The organism is Staphylococcus taiwanensis, assembly GCA_020544305.1.
Classification (GTDB): domain Bacteria; phylum Bacillota; class Bacilli; order Staphylococcales; family Staphylococcaceae; genus Staphylococcus; species Staphylococcus taiwanensis.
The window spans coordinates 1-22,222 of record CP058667.1 but is presented as its reverse complement, the minus strand read 5'-3'; the positions used below and the strand labels follow the sequence as shown (position 1 = coordinate 22,222).

16 protein-coding genes and 1 riboswitch are annotated in these 22,222 nt (G+C 35.5%); of the genes, 1 reads left to right on the top strand and 15 read right to left on the bottom strand.

The features are described from left to right. Positions 1-188 precede the first annotated feature (188 nt). The 9 genes from HYI43_00080 to serS form a co-directional block, all read right to left on the bottom strand. Complete coding sequence (locus HYI43_00080; GenBank protein UDI77026.1) at positions 189-1,472, bottom strand: adenylosuccinate synthase; 1,284 nt, start codon at positions 1,470-1,472, stop codon at positions 189-191. Positions 1,473-1,763: 291 nt separating this feature from the next. Next, entirely contained in the window at positions 1,764-3,161 is a 1,398-nt protein-coding gene (gene dnaB / locus HYI43_00075) for a replicative DNA helicase (GenBank protein UDI77025.1), read from the bottom strand. A 556-nt stretch (positions 3,162-3,717) separates the two neighbouring features. After that, positions 3,718-4,164: a 50S ribosomal protein L9 gene (rplI, locus tag HYI43_00070; GenBank protein ID UDI77024.1), complete on the bottom strand. Its 447-nt coding sequence runs from the start codon at positions 4,162-4,164 to the stop codon at positions 3,718-3,720. Beyond that, entirely contained in the window at positions 4,161-6,128 is a 1,968-nt protein-coding gene (locus HYI43_00065) for a DHH family phosphoesterase (protein UDI77023.1), read from the bottom strand. Before HYI43_00065 ends, rplI begins: the two co-directional genes overlap by 4 nt. Positions 6,129-6,155: 27 nt before the next feature. Next, the gene (locus tag HYI43_00060; protein ID UDI79236.1) at positions 6,156-7,082 is read right to left on the bottom strand and encodes a DUF2232 domain-containing protein; all 927 of its coding nucleotides are present in this window, start codon (positions 7,080-7,082) and stop codon (positions 6,156-6,158) included. 120 nt (positions 7,083-7,202) lie between these two features. Continuing rightward, the gene (locus HYI43_00055; protein UDI77022.1) at positions 7,203-8,171 is read right to left on the bottom strand and encodes an alpha/beta fold hydrolase; all 969 of its coding nucleotides are present in this window, start codon (positions 8,169-8,171) and stop codon (positions 7,203-7,205) included. Between the two features lie 74 nt (positions 8,172-8,245). Further along, positions 8,246-8,347: riboswitch (SAM riboswitch) on the bottom strand. Between the two features lie 153 nt (positions 8,348-8,500). Further along, on the bottom strand, positions 8,501-8,830 hold the full coding sequence (locus tag HYI43_00050; GenBank protein ID UDI77021.1) for an AzlD domain-containing protein: 330 nt from the start codon (positions 8,828-8,830) through the stop codon (positions 8,501-8,503). After that, positions 8,827-9,522: an AzlC family ABC transporter permease gene (locus HYI43_00045; protein UDI77020.1), complete on the bottom strand. Its 696-nt coding sequence runs from the start codon at positions 9,520-9,522 to the stop codon at positions 8,827-8,829. Before HYI43_00045 ends, HYI43_00050 begins: the two co-directional genes overlap by 4 nt. A gap of 451 nt (positions 9,523-9,973) precedes the next feature. Then, entirely contained in the window at positions 9,974-11,260 is a 1,287-nt protein-coding gene (gene serS / locus HYI43_00040; protein ID UDI77019.1) for a serine--tRNA ligase, read from the bottom strand. Between the two features lie 672 nt (positions 11,261-11,932). Here serS and HYI43_00035 point away from each other — a divergent pair. Next, complete coding sequence (locus tag HYI43_00035) at positions 11,933-12,745, top strand: NAD(P)H-hydrate dehydratase (GenBank protein ID UDI77018.1); 813 nt, start codon at positions 11,933-11,935, stop codon at positions 12,743-12,745. Positions 12,746-12,843: 98 nt separating this feature from the next. Here the strand turns inward: HYI43_00035 and gyrA are convergent, their stop codons facing one another. From gyrA to dnaA, 6 genes are all read right to left on the bottom strand, one after another. Beyond that, on the bottom strand, positions 12,844-15,522 hold the full coding sequence (gene gyrA / locus HYI43_00030; GenBank protein UDI77017.1) for a DNA gyrase subunit A: 2,679 nt from the start codon (positions 15,520-15,522) through the stop codon (positions 12,844-12,846). Between the two features lie 108 nt (positions 15,523-15,630). After that, positions 15,631-17,565, bottom strand: coding sequence for a DNA topoisomerase (ATP-hydrolyzing) subunit B (gene gyrB / locus HYI43_00025; protein UDI77016.1), 1,935 nt, complete (start codon positions 17,563-17,565; stop codon positions 15,631-15,633). A 9-nt stretch (positions 17,566-17,574) separates the two neighbouring features. Beyond that, positions 17,575-18,690: a DNA replication/repair protein RecF gene (gene recF / locus HYI43_00020; GenBank protein UDI77015.1), complete on the bottom strand. Its 1,116-nt coding sequence runs from the start codon at positions 18,688-18,690 to the stop codon at positions 17,575-17,577. Continuing rightward, entirely contained in the window at positions 18,687-18,929 is a 243-nt protein-coding gene (yaaA, locus tag HYI43_00015) for a S4 domain-containing protein YaaA (protein UDI77014.1), read from the bottom strand. Before yaaA ends, recF begins: the two co-directional genes overlap by 4 nt. Positions 18,930-19,423: 494 nt before the next feature. After that, positions 19,424-20,557 carry a DNA polymerase III subunit beta gene (dnaN, locus tag HYI43_00010; GenBank protein UDI77013.1) on the bottom strand — a complete coding sequence of 378 codons (1,134 nt, stop codon included), beginning with the start codon at positions 20,555-20,557 and terminating at the stop codon, positions 19,424-19,426. A 309-nt stretch (positions 20,558-20,866) separates the two neighbouring features. Further along, complete coding sequence (gene dnaA, locus HYI43_00005; GenBank protein ID UDI77012.1) at positions 20,867-22,222, bottom strand: chromosomal replication initiator protein DnaA; 1,356 nt, start codon at positions 22,220-22,222, stop codon at positions 20,867-20,869.

Sequence of the window (22,222 nt, the reverse complement as noted above, 5' to 3'; positions counted from 1 at the left end):
AAAATAGGCACTGAACGAATCAATGCCTACAAATAAATGATATTTCTGGAATGATAGACGGGCTACAGTGAGCAGATTGCTCAACAATTATACGCATCGCGCTAAAACTAAAGAACAGTTTTTGCTTGATGCTAGTAATTGTTCGCAACCTAAGCGCTCACTTTCGCACCTTTTCTTCGCACATTTTTCTACCACAATTGTTCTAATAAATTAGTTTGGTCACGGTCTGGGCCGACAGAGAAGATTGAGATGCGTACGTTACATAATTCAGAAATACGTTCTAAGTATTTACGTGCATTATCTGGTAATTCTTCTAATGTACGGCAACCAGTGATATCTTCTTTCCATCCTGGTAACTCTTCAAAGATTGGTTTACAACGACGTAATTGATCTAAGTTTGCAGGATATTCTGTGATTTCTTCTCCATCTAATTCGTATGCTGTACAAATCTTCACTGTATCTAAACCTGTAAGCACGTCGATAGAGTTAATAGATAAGTCTGTGATACCACTTACACGACGAGAGTGACGTAATACAACTGAGTCGAACCAACCTACACGACGTGGACGTCCTGTTGTTGTACCGTATTCACGACCAACCTCTCTAATATGGTGACCATCTTCATCAAATAATTCAGTAGGGAATGGTCCATCACCTACACGAGATGTATATGCTTTACATACACCAATCACTTTAGATACGAAAGTTGGGCCTACGCCTGTACCAACTGTTACATTACCAGCAACAGGGTTACTTGAAGTTACGAAAGGATATGTACCATGGTCGATGTCTAACATCACACCTTGAGCACCTTCAAATAAAACTTTTTCTTCAGCTACAAAAGCGTCGTCTAAGATTTTAGCTGTGTCTGTAACAAACTCTTTTAAACGTTGACCTGCAGCATAATATTCATCAAAGATTTCATCGAATCGTGGACAAGCTTCATTAAACATACCTTTGAAATAAGCATCTTTAATTTCAATGTTTTCTTTTAAACGTCTTTCAAATGTTTCTTTTTCTAATAAATCAGCCATACGGATACCGATACGTTGTGCTTTATCTACATAAGCTGGGCCGATACCTTTTTTCGTTGTACCAATTTTATTATCACCACGACGGCGTTCTTCGTACTCATCTTGTGCTAAATGATATGGAAGAATCACTTGTGCACGGTTAGAAATACGTAAGTTTGAAGTAGATACACCACGTTCATTTAAACCGTCTAATTCTTTTAATAATGCAACTGGGTCTACAACCACACCATTACCAATAACTGCTAATTTATCTTTATAAAAAATACCTGATGGCACTAAATGCAATTTGTATGTTTCTCCGCCAAATTGAATTGTGTGACCTGCGTTATTACCACCTGAAAAACGCGCAATAACATCTGCTTGTTCCGCTAAGAAATCTGTAATTTTACCTTTACCTTCGTCTCCCCATTGTGTCCCAACTACTACGATTGATGACATGTGAGCACCTCCAAAGTTTTCTCAATTAACCATTAAGTATTCTATCAATACAAACCACATAATGCAAATAAAAATCGAACATTAAATTTCATATATAGTATTTTTATTCTTGAAAATGATTTTCATCATTAAATACTTCAAATCCTTGTATTGGTAGTATTTTGTTGGTTATCAGATAAAAACTAGTATACATACTTCAAAGAAAAAAGCATTCTCAAAATAAAATAAAAACCGTACATTCATTATATTTAAAAACAAAATGTACGGTAAAAAAATATTTTCAAAAATTGTTTATGACATTTCAGCATGTGCATAATCAATATCTGTAAATTTATTGTATTGTTTCATAAAGTGTAACTTCACGGTACCTGTTGGGCCGTTACGTTGTTTAGCAATGATGATTTCGATTTCACCATTTTCATCATTAGTTGGTGGCTCGAAACCAGCATCATCGTCATCTTCACCTTCGCCACGATTGTAATAATCGTCACGATATAAGAATGCGACAATATCCGCATCTTGCTCGATAGAACCAGATTCACGAATATCACTCATCATTGGACGTTTGTCTTGACGTTGTTCAACACCACGAGACAACTGACTCAATGCGATAACTGGACACTCTAATTCACGCGCAATCGCTTTTAATGTACGTGAAATTTCCGATACTTCTTGTTGTCTGTTATCAGAGAAGCGTGACCCACTACCTTGAATCAATTGTAGATAGTCAATCACAATCATATCTAAACCGTGTTCTTGTTTTAAACGACGACATTTAGAACGTAAATCTGTAATACGAATACCAGGTGTATCATCGATAAAAATCTTAGTTCGTGATAACTTACCAACCGCAATCGTAAAACGATTCCAATCCTCTTCAGTCATTGTACCTGTTCTTAAACGGTTAGAGTCAACGTTACCAGAACTACAAATCATACGTGTGGCTAATTGGTCCGCACCCATCTCAAGTGAGAAGATACCGACTGTATAGCTGTCTTCATGTGTAGCTACCTTTTGTGCGATATTAAGAGCGAAGGCAGTCTTACCTACTGAAGGACGCGCTGCTAAGATAATTAAATCGTTACGGTTAAATCCAGCTGTCATTTGATCTAAATCACGGTACCCGGTAGGAATACCAGGCGTTTGCCCACTATTTTGATCAAGCTCTTCAGCTGTTTCATAAACTTGTCCAAGGACATCTCTAATATCTTTGAATCCATCGCTTTGACGATTAGATGATAATTCCAGAATACGACGTTCCGCATCACTTAAAATTGCATCTAATTCAAGTTCATTATCGTAACCATCATTTGCGATACTATCTGCAGTTTGAATTAATCTACGCTTTAACGCGTGATTAGCGACGATATTTGTATAATACTGAATATTTCGTGTCGTTGGCACATTATTAGAGAGTTCCGCTAAATATTGAGGACCACCAGCTTCACTCAACGTGCCTTCTTTAGTTAATTGATCCATTAACGTAACGACATCAATTTCACTACCATCTTCATTTAGATTCATCATCGCTCTGAAGATGTGTTGGTGGGCACCTCTGTAAAAGGACTCAGGAAGCAGTACCTCCTGAGTCGAATTAATTAATTGTGGATCTAAAATAATTGCACCTAAGACAGATTGTTCAGCTTCATTATTATGGGGCATTTGTTTTTGTTCGTACATATTATCCATTAATCATTACACCTCTAAATCCAATCCATCTAAAATTTCTCAAACACAGTGCAACATTGTTTAATTAAATTTTAATTCTAAGATAAATGGTCACTTGCTTAAGTTGTTTCGCTTTCCTGTGAGAAAGGCTCAAGCCTGTAGTCTTGAGACTCTTTCTTTTCCACTAGGAGTCTCACAACTACGCTGCGTTATTTATCTTAGAATTATTTGTTTGAGTTACTTATCTTCCCAAATTATTATAATTAGCAATTAAAATTAAAAACTTGTTTTACTTTTTCAAGTTAAATAATAACTTTATTTTTAAAATTACTATTTTGAAGAATTCCACTTAAGATAAAATAGTAAATTCTTTTTAGAAAAAGAGAAATTTTGTGGTTGGCTAACGAAGCGTAGTTGAAAGACTCCCGAGGGAACAGTACAAGTTGAAGACCTTAGAATTACCCACAGATTTATCTATGAGGTAATTCTGGCTAAAACTGTACCCTGGGAAAGCGTATCAACCTAAGCGTAGTTAAAAGCCAACCAACAAAATTTCTTTCCGCTAGGAAAGGAAAACTTATTTCTCTACTGTATGAACGCGAATTGTACCTTCAACCTCTTTATCTAATTTAACAGGTACATTCGTATAACCTAACGCATGGATACCTTGAGGTAAATCCATTTTACGTTTATCAATTTTAATATCGTGTTGTGCTTTAAGCGCTTCAGCAATTTGTTTCGTACTTACAGAACCGAACAATTTACCGCCTTCACCAGTTTTCGCACTTACTTCAACTTCAATATCTTCTAATTTCGCTTTTAATGCTTTAGCGTCATCAATTTCTTGTTGTCTATCCGCTTCAGCACGTTTATTTTGTTGTTCTAATTGTTTTAAATTACCAGGAGTTGCCTCAACAGCATAGTTATTTTTAATTAAAAAGTTATTTGCATAACCTACTGGTACATCTTTAATTTCGCCTTTTTTACCTTTACCTTTAACATCTTGTGTGAAAATTACTTTCATGCGTCTTCACTCCTACTCATTTGTTCTGTTATTGCTTGTTGTAATTGTTCAATCGCTTCTTCAATTGATAAGCCTTTCAATTGCGTTGCAGCATTTGTTAAGTGACCGCCGCCACCTAAAGCTTCCATCGTTAATTGAACATTAATAGAACCTAAAGAACGTGCAGAGATACCGATAAGGTTATCTTCACGTTTAGCTACAACATAAGAAGCTTCTATACCTTCTAAACTTAACAACTCATCCGCAGCTTGTGCAACTGTAACGGGATGATAAATTTTTTCATTAGATCCGTGTGCAATCGCAATACCATTATCTTGAACTTCAACCGTTCGGATAAGTTCTGAACGATTAATATACGTATCAACATCATCTTTTAAGAAATGTTGCGTTAAGATGGTATCCGCACCATGTGCACGTAAATAACTTGCTGCATCAAACGTTCTTGAACCTGTACGTAATGTAAAGTTACGTGTATCAACAATAATACCTGCGTACATAATTGTTGATTCTAAACGTGTTAATCGTTGTTCAGTTGGTTGATATTCTAGTAACTCAGTCACAAGCTCAGCTGTTGAACTTGCATATGGTTCCATGTAAACCAATAATGGATTTGAAATAAAGCTTTCTCCACGTCTATGGTGGTCAATAACTACCTTACGATTTGCTTTATTAAGGATATTTTCATCTAAGACCATTTCAGGTTTGTGTGTATCTACAACCACAATTGTTGATTTAGATGTCATCATATCCCAAGCTTCGTCTGAAGTGACGAAACGCTCTTTCAATTCTGGTTTCTTATCGACTTCGTCCATCACACGACGTAATGTTGGATCGATATCTTCTTCATTTAACACGACATAAGCTTCTAAGTTATTCATTAGAGCGAAACGTGATACCCCAATTGCGGCACCAATCGCATCTAAGTCTGGACGTTTATGTCCCATAATAATAACTTTGTCGCCTTCGGTTAAAATATCTTTTAATGCGTGAGATATAACACGCGCTCTTACGCGTGTACGTTTCTCCATAGGGTCAGTCTTACCGCCGTAGAAACGTACGTTACCATTCATGTGTTTAATAGCAACTTGGTCACCACCACGACCTAAGGCTAAATCAAGACCAGATTGTGATAGTTCCCCTAAATCGATTAAATTCTCTGTACCTTCACCTACACCAATACTAAGTGTTAATTGAGCACGATAACCGACACTCTTTTCACGCAATTGACTTAAAATTTCAAAGTTCGATTCTTCAATTTCTGATAAGATTTTTTGATTTAAATATGCGACGAACTGGTCAGAGTTATAACGTTTGAAATAAATACCATATTCTGATGCCCAACGACTTATGACACGTGTCACCATTGAGTTGATCTCTGAACGTTGTGTATCGTTCATATTCTGCGTAATTTCGTCGTAGTTATCTAAGAACAGCGTTGCAATAATTGGTTTCGATTCTTCATATAATTCATTCGTATGTACTTCATCTGTAATATCGAAGAAGTATAAGCAGTTCTCTTCTTCAGAATGGCACACATGATAATGATATTGTCCATGTTCGATTTCAACTTCTTGGACCTTTTCAAGTTGCTTTAAAATATTTGGAAATACTTCGTTGACTGGTTCTGAGATGACATTCGTTTCTAAGTGTTCAGACATAAATTGGTTAATCCATTCAATATGATCGTCAGCGTCAAGTACAACCATACCAATCGGCAAGCGTTTGATTGCTTTGTTACTACCTGCCGAAACGTGACCACTTAAATTATCCACATAATTATCCATTTTTAATAAGGCTTTTCTTACTAACAATATGCTAATAATAATCATCACGACTAAAATAGCAGCAGCAATTGTGGCGATTAATGGTTTAAAGATAAACCAGACGACCACGAGCGCTATCGCAGTAAGTACCATCAAAATATAAGGTATTAAGAGTGCCTTCTTAGTGGATTGACGGTTCATTATTACACCTCTATTCACTTTTTAAAGTCATTTTTTAATCATTCGTTTTAAATTAATTCCTAAATCAAGTACCCCAAGTAACGAGATAATATGCGTTGCCGGTGTGATAATTGTCCCCACGACCATCAATAATATTGTTACTGCATTTGGCATACGTTTTGCTTTACCAAAGAAATGAATTAAGCTCAATCCTTGGATATACATGAGTAATGATAACACAACTTCGAAATTTAATACGATACTCTGGAAAGTACTTGGCTGAGTTGCAAACATTACGCATAATAGGACAATCATATATATCCACAATAATGAGCGATTCAGTTGCCAAGCAAACAATGGTTTAAAAATGGGTGTAGCTACTTTAAATTTACGAAGAATTGGAAATGTAATTACTAAATTAATTAAGATAAAAATAAAGATAGTGATAATGATAAAACTTGGAAGTTGAACTGCCATTTGGCGGAAAGTTTCTTCTAAGATAGTTTTATAATCAGATTCCACACCTGACATCACAATCGCATTATGCATTGCATCTTTAAACGGCTTAATTAATGTCGTTGCGCTAGGTATCTTTTTGAACGTTTGTAATAGCATAAATGCGACTAAAGTAAATATGCTCATATATGTAGTTGCAATATATAAGATGCGTTCTTTAGAAGCACGTTCTTTCAATAATTGGCCAATAATAAAGCTAAGTAATAAAACTAAAATCATGGCACTTAATACAAATGTATTACCTAATAACGTGGTTAAGATTACTGTGACTAAAGCTCCAATTCCAAAGGATGGAATAGACTTGTTCCATAGAATAATACCTGGAATTGTAGCGAATAAACATAGAATCATTCCAATTACTGGTGATACATACGTAACTAAAGCAACAATAACAAGTGCAATAGTTCCTATAATGGTTGCTTTAGGATGTACTTTTGAAAACACATTCGCCACTCCTATACTTTTTGACTATAACTTCTATTTTAACCTCTAAGCAAAATTAAAACAAATAGCTAAGACCAAGCATTTATCTATCAATATGAGCTAAACTAAGCATCTAAAGCATTGTATCCGCTTCAATTATTTACGCTTGAAATTCGTTACTTTTAAAAAGTGATACAAATTAGGTGCCCAGTCGTTAAAATTCAATAAAAATCCATCATGTCCAACGTTGTCTGGCACAAAGAAATGGCGATGATATTTAAATCGCTCCCCTACTGCTCTTACTTGATCATCTGGATATAATAAATCATCCGTAAAGCCCATGGTTAAAACTTTAGTATCTAGTGTTTGGAATACCTCATCGACATCGTCACGTCCACGATCAATATTGTGACTGTCTAGCACATTTAACATGGTTAAATAACATGACAAATCATATGTTTCTTTGAATTTATTTCCTTGATGGCGCTGATAACTGACCACTTCATCTGGAGAGAAGCGTTGATCGTAACTTTTAGATGAACGATAGGTTAAGAATCCTAACTGACGTGCAATACTAAGTCCTTCCTTACCTCCAATATGGATCGCTTCACGTGCAATTTCATTAAATGCACGACTATAAGACGACGTTTTATCCGTAGCTGCTAAGATAACCGCTTTATCAACTTGAAAGTGCTGATTATATAGTAATTCCATGACCTGCATGCCGCCTAAACTACCACCGATTAAGATATTAATCTTATTGAAGCCAAGTGCTTGGATACCCTTTTCAATAGCTTTAACAATATCTCTTAACGTTAAATGCTTTGGAAAATGAGGATCTGTTAACGGAGAACTTGACCCAAATGGACTACCTATGACATTGAAAGTTAGGAATTGATAATCATGTATGGGCATATATCCACCATCGATAATTTCACGCCACCAGCCTGGCTGTTCATCTGTGCCATACGTTAAATGATTACCGGTCAACGCATGACATACTACTACGAGCGGTTGTCCGGAATAACCTACATGTTCATAGCGTAATTGTAATTGATCAATCGTTTCTCCTGATTCTGTTGTGAATTTCCCTAAGTCTAGTGTATCTACCGTATAATGTGTCATGCGCTTACCTCCTTTTAATGATAAAAAAATCGTCCCCTACTCTATTGAAAAAGTATGAGACGATTAGGCTCTTGTACTTATTAGTCGAGTATCTCGTTGGTAGTAGCACCGTACGTCTAAATCGCCGGTTGCTGAAGTTTCATAGGGCCGTGTCCCTCCACTTCTCTTAATAAGTTTTTAGTTTTTAAATAGACAATGCTACGCTTTGTATACATTGCTATTTATCGTTTAATTTATTTATCTGTTTCGTTGCTCAATCACATTTGATTTGAATATATTTTATCTAATTGTGTGCATAACTTCAATGGTTAGCTGTTTGGGGCTGCATTTTAAAAGAAAAAGCGTATACCAGCAATAAGTGCAATACCGACAAGTATCGTTGTAGTCAGGCTACGTGTCACAAGTGCGATGATTACAGTTGGAATTGTAACGATAATGAATGGAATATTTAGTGTATAACCTTGAACGCCCTGTTGTTGATCAATAATGCCATCTAAGATTAATGCTGTAAATAATGTAATTGGAATAAAAGATAACCATTTAATGACCGTTTCTGATAACTGAATACGTGAAATCATTAAGAACGGAATGACTCTCACAATTAAAGTTACAAGTCCACATAAGACGATGAGTATAAACATATGCCAAGATGTTGTCATTTATCCATCACCACCCCTAATGTTGCTGCTAAAATAGATGCGATTAATATTGCCACATACGAAGGCATGAACCAGCTAAGTATCAACATCATTACTATGACAAAGGCAATGAGTACCAGATACACCTTTAATTTGGAACGTGTAATTGATTCAAACTGTGCCATAGCCAAGAAGATAAACATCGCTGTAATGGCAAAGTCTAAACCTAACATTTCCGGGTTTGAGATGTATTTACCGAATATTGCGCCTGCTATACTGGCAAGTGCCCAAAATGTATAAGCGGTTATATTTAATCCGTGTAACCATCGATCATTAATCGTCTCCCCTTTTAAATGAGGTGTGATTGCAACACCAAATGTTTCGTCTGTTAAGATGGATGACAGTGCTAAACGGTTCCAAAGTCCATAATCTTTATAATTCGGTGCTAATGTCATCGATAATAAGAAGAAACGTGAATTAACGATTAACGTCGTTAAGACAATCGCAGAAATGGGTGTTCCAGCAATCACAAGGGCACAAATAATAAATTGTGCTGCACCTGCATAAACAAGTAAGCACAATAACAGAATTTCTAAAATACTGAAGTCTCGAGACGCTGCCACGATTCCAAATGACAATCCAATTCCAATGTATCCTAGTAAAGTAGGTATACATTCTTTGACCCCTTGTTTAAATGTCACATGTGACGTCATCTTTGTACCCCCTTCTGTTTTTATTATTGTAGAACATTAAATGTATAGATAAATTTAGTCTAATATACTGCTATTAACGTGGCAATACTGTTAGACGTAGGGTTGTGTGAAGTAAGACTGACGAAGTGGTTAAAATCATTGATATCAAAGCGTTTTAGAAGAATGTATTTTAAAAGTTAATTCTATTATTTATCTCTATTAAGGAAGTCTAAATCTATCAAATTTACTTCACTACTTTATTAAGAAAAAGTAGACTTTAAGACAAAAAAGAGAGGTGGAACAGAATTCATTTCGAATTCATCGCTCCACCCCTTAAGGATGTTTAGAACTGAGTAACGTTTGATGATAAGCACTTTCTCAATTAGCTTCAACTACTCATGAGAATTAGCCATATAAACTGAAACGATTCATTTAATCTCTCAAGTTCTACCCTATATTAAAGTATTATCTATTAGTCGTTAACTGGACGGATTTCAGTTTTACCACCCATGAATGGTACTAATGCTTCTGGGATTGTAATTGAACCGTCTGCGTTTTGATAGTTTTCAACGATAGCTGCGAATGTACGACCTACAGCAAGTCCACTACCATTTAATGTATGTGCTAATTCTGGTTTAGAAGCAGCATCACGTTTGAAGCGGATGTTTGCACGACGTGCTTGGAAGTCAGTACAGTTTGAACAAGAACTAATTTCTTTGTAGTCATTGTAACTTGGTAACCAAACTTCTAAGTCATATGTTTTACTAGCACTGAAACCAATGTCGCCAGTACATAAGATTACACGACGATATGGTAAGTTTAATTCTTCTAAGATTGATTCAGCGTTTTTAGTCATATCTTCTAGAGATTCCCAAGATTCTTCTGGTTGTTCGAAACGAACCATTTCAACTTTATCGAATTGGTGTAAACGGATTAAACCTCTAGTATCTCTACCAGCTGAACCCGCTTCACTACGGAAACATGCAGTTTGTGCAGTGAATCTTTCAGGTAATACGCCTGGTTGGATAATTTCGTCTCTGTAGAAGTTAGTTAATGGTACTTCTGCAGTTGGAATTGTATATAGACCTTCTTTTTCAACTTTGAATAAATCTTCTTCGAATTTAGGTAATTGACCTGTACCAAACATAGTATCTGCGTTTACTAATTGAGGTGTCATCATTTCAGTGTAACCGTGTTGTGTTGTATGTTTAGTAAGCATATAGTTCATTAACGCACGTTCTAATAATGCACCGTCTTTAGTTAAGTAAACGAAACGTGCACCTGATACTTTTGCAGCACGTTCGAAGTCAGCCATTTTTAATTCTTCAACTAAATCCCAGTGTGCTTTTGGTTCGAAATCGAATTCACGAGGTGTACCCCATTTTTTCAATTCAACGTTATCTTCATCTGAATCACCTTGTGGTACATCGTCTGCGATTAAGTTAGGAATACGAATTAAGATATCTCTGATTTTATTGTCTACTTCATTTAATTTAGCATCGTTATCTTTAATTTCGTCGCCAAGTTCGCGCATTTCTTTGATAACGTCATCAGCATCTTCTTTATTACGTTTCTTTTCAGCGATTTCTTCACTTACTTTGTTACGTCGTGCTTTCATTTCTTCTGTTTTACTAATTAATTGACGACGTTCATTATCTAATTCTAGAACCTCATCAACGACTTTAGGATCATCTCCGCGTAATTCAATTTTGCTTTTAACTGTGTCAGTTTCTTCTCTAAATTTTCTGATGTCTAACATGTAACATTCATCCTTCCCATTTTTTGAAAATTATAATTTCGGATAGCACACTTTTTAAAATAAATAAAAAAGACCACATCCCTCAACAAGGGACGTGGTCTACGCGTTGCCACCCTATTTAACAATTCAATACATGATTATATGCATTAAATTGCACTTTAACAAAAATAACGGTTATTACCGATTGCTCACAATTGTAGGGAGATTCGCATAACAATCAATTACTTGTTCACACTTACCACAAGCTCTCTGAAATTAACTGCTTATGTTACTTGTCCTACGAACAATAACTTATTAAGTTATTTTTAATATAGCAAACTCCTTTATAATTATCAAGCAATTATCCGTCGACTTCCTATTTTGTTTTAATTTTCAAAAAATATGTATTTATGATTTAAAAGTGAATCATTATGATTCTTAATTACAGTTGAAAATTATTAGCCAAATGGTGTTGACGAAAGACGATAGCAGGTATAATATTTTCTATTGTATTTAAAAGGTCGAAAAACGACTCAAGCATTAGCATCACTATGAATAAAGACTATAACTGAACCTGAAATTATCGCTACACATTCACATATCATTTCAAAGGTTGAGTTTATTATATAAAGTTCTGAAACACATCATCTAAACATGATAGGTTACAAACTTTATACTGGGAGGGTTTAATTCATGGAAACATTAACCTCAGTTAATATTCCTAAACGAAAAGACGAAACACATAAAGGCGATTACGGAAAGATTCTATTAATCGGTGGTAGTGCAAATTTAGGGGGCGCTATCATGTTAGCAGCACGTGCATGTGTTTATAGTGGAAGTGGACTCATTACAGTAGCAACACATCCAACAAACCATGCGGCGATTCATTCACGTTGCCCTGAAGCAATGGTAATCGATATTAACGATACTAAGATGTTAACTAAGATGATTGAGAATACAGATAGTATTTTAATTGGGCCAGGACTTGGTATAGATTTCAAGGGTAATAACGCCATCACTTTCTTATTACAAAATATTCAACCACATCAGAATTTAATTGTTGATGGTGATGCGATTACAATTTTTAGTAAATTGAGACCCGATATTCCAACATGCCGTGTCATCTTCACACCGCACCAAAAAGAATGGGAACGTTTAAGTGGTATTCCTATTGAAGAACAAACGTATGAACGTAATAGAGAAGCTGTGGATAAATTAGGTGCAACTGTCGTATTAAAGAAACATGGTACAGAAATCTTCTTTAAAAATGAGGAATATAAACTAGCAATTGGTACACCTGCCATGGCTACAGGAGGTATGGGCGACACATTAGCTGGCATGATTACAAGTTTTGTTGGTCAATTCGATAATTTAAAAGATGCTGTAACAAGTGCGACTTATACACATAGTTACATTGGAGAAAAATTATCTGAATCAATGTACGTCGTACCACCTTCACGTTTAATAAGTGAAATTCCATACGTGATGAAAGAATTAGAAAATTAATCTAGTTTGTTCGTATTATCACATGGATTACAATAACGCATCCAAATAAGCAAAAAATAAGACTTCCCTACGATTAGGGAAGTCTTATTTAATATCTATTATTCATTATCGTCATCGTTGTCTGAAGCATTTTCAATATCTTCATTTACACGATCCATAAAGTCTTGTCTTACTTCAATACGTTCATCATCATCTGAAGTGTCTTCTTCTGCTTCGGTATGAAGTGTGTTGCCTGGTGTTTCATCTTCAACTACTTGCTCATTTGGGCTTTCAGTACTTTCAGCACTACCTTCAGTCTCATCACCTTGAGCTACCTCAGTTGAATCTGCTTCATCTGTGTTATCAACAACTTTAGCTACAGTTGAAACAAATTGATTATCACCTAGTTTCATTAGACGTACACCTTGTGCTGCACGACCATTTTGAGAAATATCTTCTACATCAAGACGAATAATTACGCCACCATTTGTGACAATCATTAAATCTTCTTCACCAGTTACAGTTGTAATACATACGATATTACCATTACGTTCTGTAATCTTAGCAGTCTTGATACCTTTACCACCACGATTAGATAAACGATATTCACTTACTGGCGTACGTTTACCGTAACCATTTTCAGTGACAACTAAAACTTCATCCTCACTATCAGCATGTGCAACGTCTAAACCTACGACAATATCGTCATCACGTAATGAGATACCTCTTACACCAGCTGCAGTACGACCTAATGGACGTAAGTTTGTTTCTGCAAATCTAATGAGTGATGCGTGAGATGTACCAATTAAGATGTCTTGACTACCGTCTGTGAGACGTACAGCGATTAATTCATCATCTTCTTTGAAACCAATCGCAATCTTACCGTTCTTATTAATGTGCGAGAAGTTATTTAATGCAGAACGTTTAACGATACCGTTCTTAGTCGCAAATACTAAGAAACTATTTTCATCTTCAAGATCTCTAACCGCAATCATTGTACTGATTGTTTCGTCACTATCGAGCTCAATCGCGTTAATGACTGGGATGCCTTTAGACTGACGAGATAGTTCAGGTACTTCGTAACCTTTAAGTTTATAAACGCGACCTTTGTTAGTGAAGAATAAGACGTTGTCGTGTGTACTCAATGTCACAAGCTGACTTACGAAGTCTTCTTCAAGTGTGTTCATACCTTGAACGCCTCTACCGCCTCTATTTTGAGAGCGATATGTAGAAACTGGTAAACGTTTAATATAGTTATTATGACTCAATGTGATAACGATTTGTTCTTCAGGGATTAAATCTTCATCTTCTAAATCATCTAAGCCGCCTAATTGAATTTCAGTACGACGTTCATCACCGAAACGTTCTTTGATTTCAGTTAATTCATCTCGTACTAATTGAAGTAATACTTCTTCATCAGCTAAGATTGCTTCTAATTCAGAAATATAACCGAGCAATTCATTATATTCATTCTCGATTTTATCTCGTTCTAATCCTGTTAAACGTCTTAAACGCATATCAAGAATAGCTTGTGCTTGGCGTTCTGATAACTTGAAGCGTTCTTGTAATGTTTCCATCGCAATTTTATCTGTTTCAGACTCACGAATCGTTGTGATTATCTCATCGATATGATCTAGAGCGATACGTAAACCTTCTAAGATATGGGCACGGTCTTTCGCTTTTTTCAAATTATATTCCGTACGACGACGTACAACTACTTTTTGGTGTTCTAAGTATTCAACTAATGCTTGTTTTAAATTGATTAATTTAGGACGTCCATTAACAAGTGCAATCATATTCACACCGAATGATGTTTGTAATGGGGTCTGTTTATATAAATTATTTAGGATCACGTTCGCATTCGCATCTTTACGTACATCGATAACAATTCTAACACCCGTACGTAAACTTGTTTCGTCACGTAAATCAGTAATACCTTCGATTTTCTTGTCACGTACAAGTTCTGCAATCTTTTCAATCATACGTGCTTTATTGACTTGATATGGAATTTGAGTGACAACGATACGTTGACGACCGCCACCACGTTCTTCTATTTCAGCACGGGCACGCATTTGAATAGAGCCACGGCCTGTTTCATATGCACGTCGGATACCACTTTTCCCTAAAATTAAGCCTGCTGTAGGGAAATCAGGGCCTTGAATGTCTTCCATAAGTTCTGCGATTGTAACATCAGGATTCTTACTTAAATGTAATACACCATCAATGACTTCAGTTAAATTATGAGGAGGAATATTTGTAGCCATACCTACCGCGATACCAGATGCCCCATTTACTAATAGGTTAGGGAAACGTGAAGGTAAGACTTCCGGCTCTCTTTCAGTACCATCATAGTTATCTAAAAAGTCGATTGTATCTTTATTAATATCACGTAATAATTCAAGTGTGATTTTAGTCATCTTCGCTTCGGTATAACGCATGGCAGCAGCACCATCGCCGTCCATAGAACCAAAGTTACCTTGACCATCAACAAGTGGATAACGATAGCTGAATGTTTGTGCCATTCTAACCATGGCATCGTAAATTGAAGAGTCACCGTGTGGGTGATATTTACCCATTACGTCCCCAACGATACGTGCTGATTTTTTATAAGGTTTGTCAGGTGTCATACCTTGTTCATTTAAGCCATACAGGATACGACGGTGTACAGGTTTTAAACCATCACGTACATCTGGTAACGCACGTGAAACGATTACGCTCATTGCATAGTCTAAGAATGATTCGCGCATTTCGCTGGTTATATTTCGTTCATTAATTCTTGATTCAGGTAAGTCAGCCATCAAGATATCCTCCTTCTATAATCAATTCAATTAGCACTTGCTAATGAATGAGCCTGATCCAATTACCTTGTGCCAGACTCTACTTTCAATTTATTGGTTTGTCATAACTTAGAAGTCTAAGTTTGCATAGACAGCATTGTCTTCGATAAATTGTCTGCGGTTTTCAACAACGTCGCCCATTAACATTTCAAATGTTTGGTCAGCTTCAATCGCATCTTCAAGTTTTACTTGTAACATCATACGGTGTTCTGGATTCATTGTTGTGTCCCATAATTGGTCCGCATTCATTTCTCCTAAACCTTTGTAACGAGAAATTTGCCATTTTGGTGTAGGGCTTAATTCTGATTTTAATTTATCTAATTCACGATCATTAAAGACATAGTATTTCTGTTTACCTTGTGCCAATTTGTACAATGGTGGCTGTGCGATATATACATAACCCGCTTCAATAAGTGGTCTCATGAAACGATAGAAGAATGTTAATAACAATGTTCTAATATGTGCACCATCTACATCGGCATCGGTCATAATAACAATTTTATGATAACGTGCTTTAGAAATATCAAATTCGCCACCAATACCAGTACCAAATGCGGTAATCATTTGACGAATTTCATTATTATTTAAAATTCGGTCCAAACGGGCTTTTTCTACATTTAAAATTTTACCTCTTAACGGTAAAATCGCTTGTGTTTTAGAGTCACGGCCTTCTTTTGTAGACCCCCCGGCAGAGTCACCCTCTACTAAGAAGATTTCACTTTCTTCGGGATTTTTACTAGAACAATCAGCCAGTTTACCTGGTAAACTTGAAATTTCTAAAGCTGATTTACGACGCGTAACCTCACGTGCTTTCTTCGCAGCAACACGTGCACGAGAAGCCATAATACCTTTTTCAACAACAATTCTTGCTACATTTGGATGTTCGTATAAGAAACGTTCAAAATGTTCAGCAAAAAGTTTATCGACAATTTGACGTACTTCAGAGTTACCTAGTTTGGTTTTAGTTTGTCCTTCGAATTGAGGATCACCGTGTTTAATTGACACAACTGCTGTCAAGCCTTCACGTGTATCTTCACCAGATAATCTTTCTTTATCATCTTTGATAATTTTACTTTGTGTACCATAGCTATTTAACACGCGTGTTAACGCACGTTTAAATCCATCTTCATGTGTCCCGCCTTCATACGTGTGAATATTGTTAGCATATGATAATAAGTTAGTCGCGTAGCCACTGTTATATTGCATCGCAATTTCAATTTCCACATCATCTTTCATTTGATGAATGTAAATCGGTTCATCATGAATTGGTTCTTTATTCTCATTCAGCAATTCAACGTATGATTTAATACCACCTTCATAGTGATATGTATCTTCACGTTGCTCTTCATCTTCACGTTCATCTCTTAAAGTGATTGAAATTCCTTTGTTTAAGAATGCAAGCTCTCTAATACGTTTTTGAAGTGTTTCATAGTTATAAACAGTTGTTTCAGTGAATATCTCGCCATCTGCTTTAAAGCGAATCACTGTACCCGTTTTATCAGTTTCGCCGACTTCTTTTAAATCAAATTGAGGTACGCCTTTTTTATAGGCTTGATGATAAATTGTATCGTTACGATGAACGTATACTTCTAAATCTTCAGACAAGGCGTTAACAACTGAAGAACCTACACCATGTAGTCCACCAGATACTTTATAACCGCCACCGCCGAATTTACCACCAGCATGCAGTACAGTTAAGATAACCTCGACTGCTGGACGTCCCATTTTCTCTTGAATATCAACAGGAATGCCTCGACCATTGTCAGTAACTTTAATCCAGTTGTCTTTTTCAATAATCACTTCGATTTGATTTGCATAACCAGCAAGGGCTTCATCGATACTATTATCGACAATTTCCCAAACTAAATGGTGCAAACCTCTTTCTGAAGTTGAACCAATATACATACCAGGTCTTTTACGAACCGCTTCTAGTCCTTCTAATACCTGTATTTGTCCAGCACCATAATTATCTGTGTTGTTTACATCTGACAATGTATTCACCATCACTTTCTATTACTTTATAATTTCACCTTGATTAATTCGATAGAGTTTAGCACTGTTCATAATTTCATGATCTATGCCATCTACTGAAGTCGTTGTAACAAAGGTTTGTACTTTATGTTGAATCGTACTTAATAAATGCGTTTGTCTGGAATCATCTAATTCACTTAACACATCGTCTAAAAGAAGTATCGGATATTCTCCTACTTCGATATTCATTAACTCTATTTCAGCCAATTTAATGGATAGTGCAGTTGTACGCTGCTGTCCTTGAGAGCCATATGTTTGTGCATCCATGTCATTAACATCAAACCCTAAGTCATCTCTATGTGGACCGTACAAGCACACACCTCTATCCATCTCGCGTTTAATATTGTCATTTAGCAAGTTAATAATCTCATCAAACAATTCACTCTTATCCTTGTTAGTATCACTTAATTTCATACTTGGTAAATACTTCAATGACAATGTTTCTTTGTCATTCGTTATTCCAGAATGAATCGGTTTAGCCAATGATTCTAATTCTTTAATAAAATGCTCACGTCTTAAGGTCACATTAAGTGCATACTGCGCAAATTGTTGATTTAAGACTTCCAGCATTGTCGTGTCAGTCTTCTGTCCAAGTTGTAACTGCTTTAAGTAATTATTCTTTTGTTTAAGGATACGTTGATATTGAGCTAAATCGTTTAAGTAAACCGCAGAAATTTGACCTAATTCCATGTCGATGAAGCGTCTTCGTATTTGAGGAGAACCTTTAACAATATTTAAATCTTCTGGCGCAAAAAGAACCACATTGAGATGTCCAACATACTGAGTTAGTCGACTTTGTTCTAAGTGGTTCACTTTTACTTGTTTACCTTTTTTAGTTATAAACATTGTAAGTGGCATCGTTCCATGTCTATAACTTAGCTCACCCTCTATTTTAGCATATTCTGAGTTGAACCGTATAAGCTCCTTGTCATTAGAGGTACGATGGCTTTTAGCTAAAGCTAATGTGTAGATTGATTCAAGTAAATTTGTCTTTCCTTGAGCGTTCTCTCCAATAAGGATATTCACTTCAGGATGACAATCTAACGTAACTTCTTCATAGTTACGATAATTCTCTAATTGGAGTGTTTTAAGCTTCATTGTTCACCTTGATGAATAATGATTACAGAATCAATTTCTGGAATATCAGGGAAATCAATTCTATCTTGGTCAGCTAGCTTTTTACCTCGACGTGTTTCACGTTCGCCATTGATTAAAACTTCAACATCTTGTAAGAACCATTTTGCTTGGCCTCCAGATTCAATAATACCTTCTGTTTTAAGAAATTGACCTAACGTGATGTCGCCCTCAACTACAACTTCTTGAACCAAAATAATCACTCCATTTCTTTATATGTCATTAATATATTATACCTTTTTTAGAAGTAAATTTCATTTAAAATGGAATGTGAAACCGTTTACTTTGTTAGAAGTTTTCACTTTTTTTAATTTTGAGGAAGTCGTGTGCTCATTTTTGATGTTTTAAGATGAAATTTTGATATCAATCAGTGGAATAAGAAATGTGCTTGATAGTGGCTTATATCTTAATTTTTAATTTTAAGGGCCATTTTAGCGACAAAATAATTGAAACTATATTTATCCACAAGATAATAATAAATTTGTCTTAAAACGTGGCTGAGAGGTCTTAAAATTAATTTTAAAATAAAAAGGGAGTGGGACAGAATTCTTTTTAAATTCGTCGTCCCACCCCCGCAAGGATGACTAGAACTGAGAAAAGCTTGATTTAAGCGCCTTCTCAGTTCAGTCAGCTACTGCGAATTTGAAAAATAACATTAATATATTATTTATGTCCCAGGCTCGCTAAGTTTATTAATCTAATAAGTTCTAATTGGTAAAATCAATTGTGTCACTGAATCATCTTCCTTAGGTTTAAGGATAAATGGTTTCATTGTGCCAAAGAATTCTACTTCAACTTCGTCGTTATCAATCGCTTTTAACGCATCCATCATATAACGTGAGTTGAATGAAATCTTCAAGTTGCCACCTTCAACATCAGTTGCAGTCACTTCTTCTTTTACAGTACCAATTTCAGGAGATGTTGATGATAATTCTACGGTGTCGTTACCTGTACTTAATTTAATAACGTTGTTGCCACCTTCACGCGCTAATAAAGATGCACGATCAATCGCATGGTAAAATTCTCCGTTATCAAGACCTAATTTAATTTCATAATTCTCTGGGAATAAACGTGTTGTATCAGGATAATGACCTTCTAATAAACGAGAAATAAAGTTTACATTGCCTACTTTGAACAATACTTGGTTTGAGGCAAAGAAAATGTCAATTTCTTCATCGTTGTCGCTCATAATCTTATTTAATTCAGATAAAGCTTTACCAGGAATAATGACATTTTTGTTTTCAGATTCATCTTCAAGCTTTAACTTTCTTACAGCCAAGCGGTGTGAATCTGTCGCAGTGCATATTAATTCATTTTCTTGTATAAGCCAGTTTACACCAGTTAATACCGGGCGTGTTTCTGAGGTGGACACTGCAAAATTTGTTTGTGCAATAATGTTTTTAAGCACTTTAACAGATAATTGAATCGCATCATCACGTGATACTTGAGGTAATAATGGATATTGATCTGGATCTAAACCACTTAAATTAAACTCTGAATGACCTGATGTAATAAGTGTTTGGAATTGCTCGTTTGTTGATAATTTAACATCTTTGCCTGGTAATTTTTTGATAATATCTACAAAGAAACGACCAGGAAGAACTACTGAACCTGTTTCAGATATTGTTACAATTTCTTCTCCATCAACTTGTTTAGGGATAGTAATTTCAATTGAAATCTCAGAATCTGAACCAGTAAGAATCACTTCGTTATCTTTAGCGTCTATTTTGATACCCGTTAAAATTGGTAAAGTGGTTCTTGGTGAGATGGCTTTTAATGTGTCATTTAATTGATTAATAAAGTAATCTCTTCTTATAGTGAATTCCATCATTAATTTAAACTCCTTCCAGTCGTTTATATATAATTATATAGGTTTTAAAATCATAGTAATAGTAGTAGGGCCTGTGGATTAGTGGATATCTTAAGTAAAGCCTTGAATGTCAAAGTTATACACATGTGGATAAACTGTTGATGGTGTGTATTACTTTTAAACATTATCCACAATACTTTGTTTGATCTTGCAAAAGGTGATTGGCTAATTTTTAGCCATTTTCATTTCAAAACACCACTATTTTTATTTCCCACTTTAATGAATTGTAATCTGTTATATAACAGTAGAGTGTAATTTTTGTTTTAGTTGTTATTGATTACGAATTTCTTTCTCTAAATCTTCTACTTCTTGTTTGAAAATAGAATCAGCTTTGATGTCATTAGCAATCTTTTCATGTGCGTGAATAACCGTAGTATGATCACGACCACCAAATTCTTCACCAATTTTAGGTAATGAAAAATCAGTAAGTTCTCTTGAAAGGTACATTGCGATTTGACGCGGGTAAGCGATTGATTTCGTACGCTTTTTAGCACTAAAGTCTTCAATTCGCACATTGTAGTAATGTCCTACTACTTTTTGAATATCTTGGATAGTAATTTTTTTAGACTTAGGAACTTGAATAATATCTTTAAGTGCTTCTGCTGCTAATTCAGTTGTAATCGGTCTTCCTTGTAGTTTTGAATAGGCAAGTAAACGCGTTAAAGCACCTTCTAATTCACGAATGTTAGATTGAATTTGGTTTGCAATATAATTCAAGGCTTCAGCCGGAATTTCTAAGTTCTCTTCTTCGATTTTCTTTTGAAGAATCGCCATACGTGTCTCGTAATCAGGAGGCGTGATATCAACGATTAGTCCCCATTCAAAGCGTGAACGTAAACGATCTTCTAATTTAGCGATTTCTTTAGGTGGACGATCACTAGAAATAACAATTTGCTTTTTGTTTTGATGTAATTCATTAAAGGTATGGAAGAACTCTTCTTGCGTTTGTTCTTTATTTTGAATGAATTGAATATCATCAATTAATAGCACATCGATATTTCTATATTTTTCTCTAAAAGCTTCAGGTTCATTGTTACGAATCGACTTGATGAAGTCATTTGTAAACTTTTCACTAGAGGTATAAAGCACTTTAGCATTAGGTTGATTACTTAGCACATGATGACCAATTGCATGCATCAAATGTGTTTTACCTAAACCAACGCCACCATAAATAAATAGTGGATTATAGGCTTGAGCTGGCGCTTCAGCAACAGCTAAACTTGCTGCATGTGGGAAGCGGTTGCCAGGTCCAATAACAAAGGTATCGAAAGTATTGTGCGTATTGAATTGGTCTGTGCCTTCATGACCGTCATCAATGACTTGTTGTGGACTTTGACTAGGTTTATGCGGTTTGCGAGTTGATTCATCAAGCTCAGCCAATTGTTCTGCTGTGAAAAATTTAGGCTCTACTTCATAGCCGATAACGTCTTTCATAATTGTTTGTATAACTTCTTTGTAATTTGAATTTAACCATTCGGCATAGAATTCATGAATTACAAAAATAATTGCGATATCATCACGAATTTCTTTGAGTTCCGTATCCTTTAAAAAAGTATTGAAGGTTGATTTTGATATTTCTGATTCAGCAACTTCTAATACTTTCTTCCAAATTTCTTGTTCTGACAT

Excerpts from the sequence above, each read along its gene's own strand:
- HYI43_00045 (UDI77020.1), bottom strand. The coding sequence starts at position 9,522 with ATGACGTCACATGTGACATTTAAACAAGGGGTCAAAGAATGTATACCT.
- HYI43_00035 (UDI77018.1), top strand. The coding sequence starts at position 11,933 with ATGGAAACATTAACCTCAGTTAATATTCCTAAACGAAAAGACGAAACA.
- HYI43_00080 (UDI77026.1), bottom strand. The coding sequence starts at position 1,472 with ATGTCATCAATCGTAGTAGTTGGGACACAATGGGGAGACGAAGGTAAA.
- dnaA (UDI77012.1), bottom strand. The coding sequence starts at position 22,222 with ATGTCAGAACAAGAAATTTGGAAGAAAGTATTAGAAGTTGCTGAATCA.
- gyrA (UDI77017.1), bottom strand. The coding sequence starts at position 15,522 with ATGGCTGACTTACCTGAATCAAGAATTAATGAACGAAATATAACCAGC.
- rplI (UDI77024.1), bottom strand. The coding sequence starts at position 4,164 with ATGAAAGTAATTTTCACACAAGATGTTAAAGGTAAAGGTAAAAAAGGC.
- dnaB (UDI77025.1), bottom strand. The coding sequence starts at position 3,161 with ATGGATAATATGTACGAACAAAAACAAATGCCCCATAATAATGAAGCT.
- dnaN (UDI77013.1), bottom strand. The coding sequence starts at position 20,557 with ATGATGGAATTCACTATAAGAAGAGATTACTTTATTAATCAATTAAAT.
- recF (UDI77015.1), bottom strand. The coding sequence starts at position 18,690 with ATGAAGCTTAAAACACTCCAATTAGAGAATTATCGTAACTATGAAGAA.
- HYI43_00050 (UDI77021.1), bottom strand. The coding sequence starts at position 8,830 with ATGACAACATCTTGGCATATGTTTATACTCATCGTCTTATGTGGACTT.
- serS (UDI77019.1), bottom strand. The coding sequence starts at position 11,260 with ATGTTAGACATCAGAAAATTTAGAGAAGAAACTGACACAGTTAAAAGC.
- HYI43_00055 (UDI77022.1), bottom strand. The coding sequence starts at position 8,171 with ATGACACATTATACGGTAGATACACTAGACTTAGGGAAATTCACAACA.
- gyrB (UDI77016.1), bottom strand. The coding sequence starts at position 17,565 with ATGGTGAATACATTGTCAGATGTAAACAACACAGATAATTATGGTGCT.
- HYI43_00065 (UDI77023.1), bottom strand. The coding sequence starts at position 6,128 with ATGAACCGTCAATCCACTAAGAAGGCACTCTTAATACCTTATATTTTG.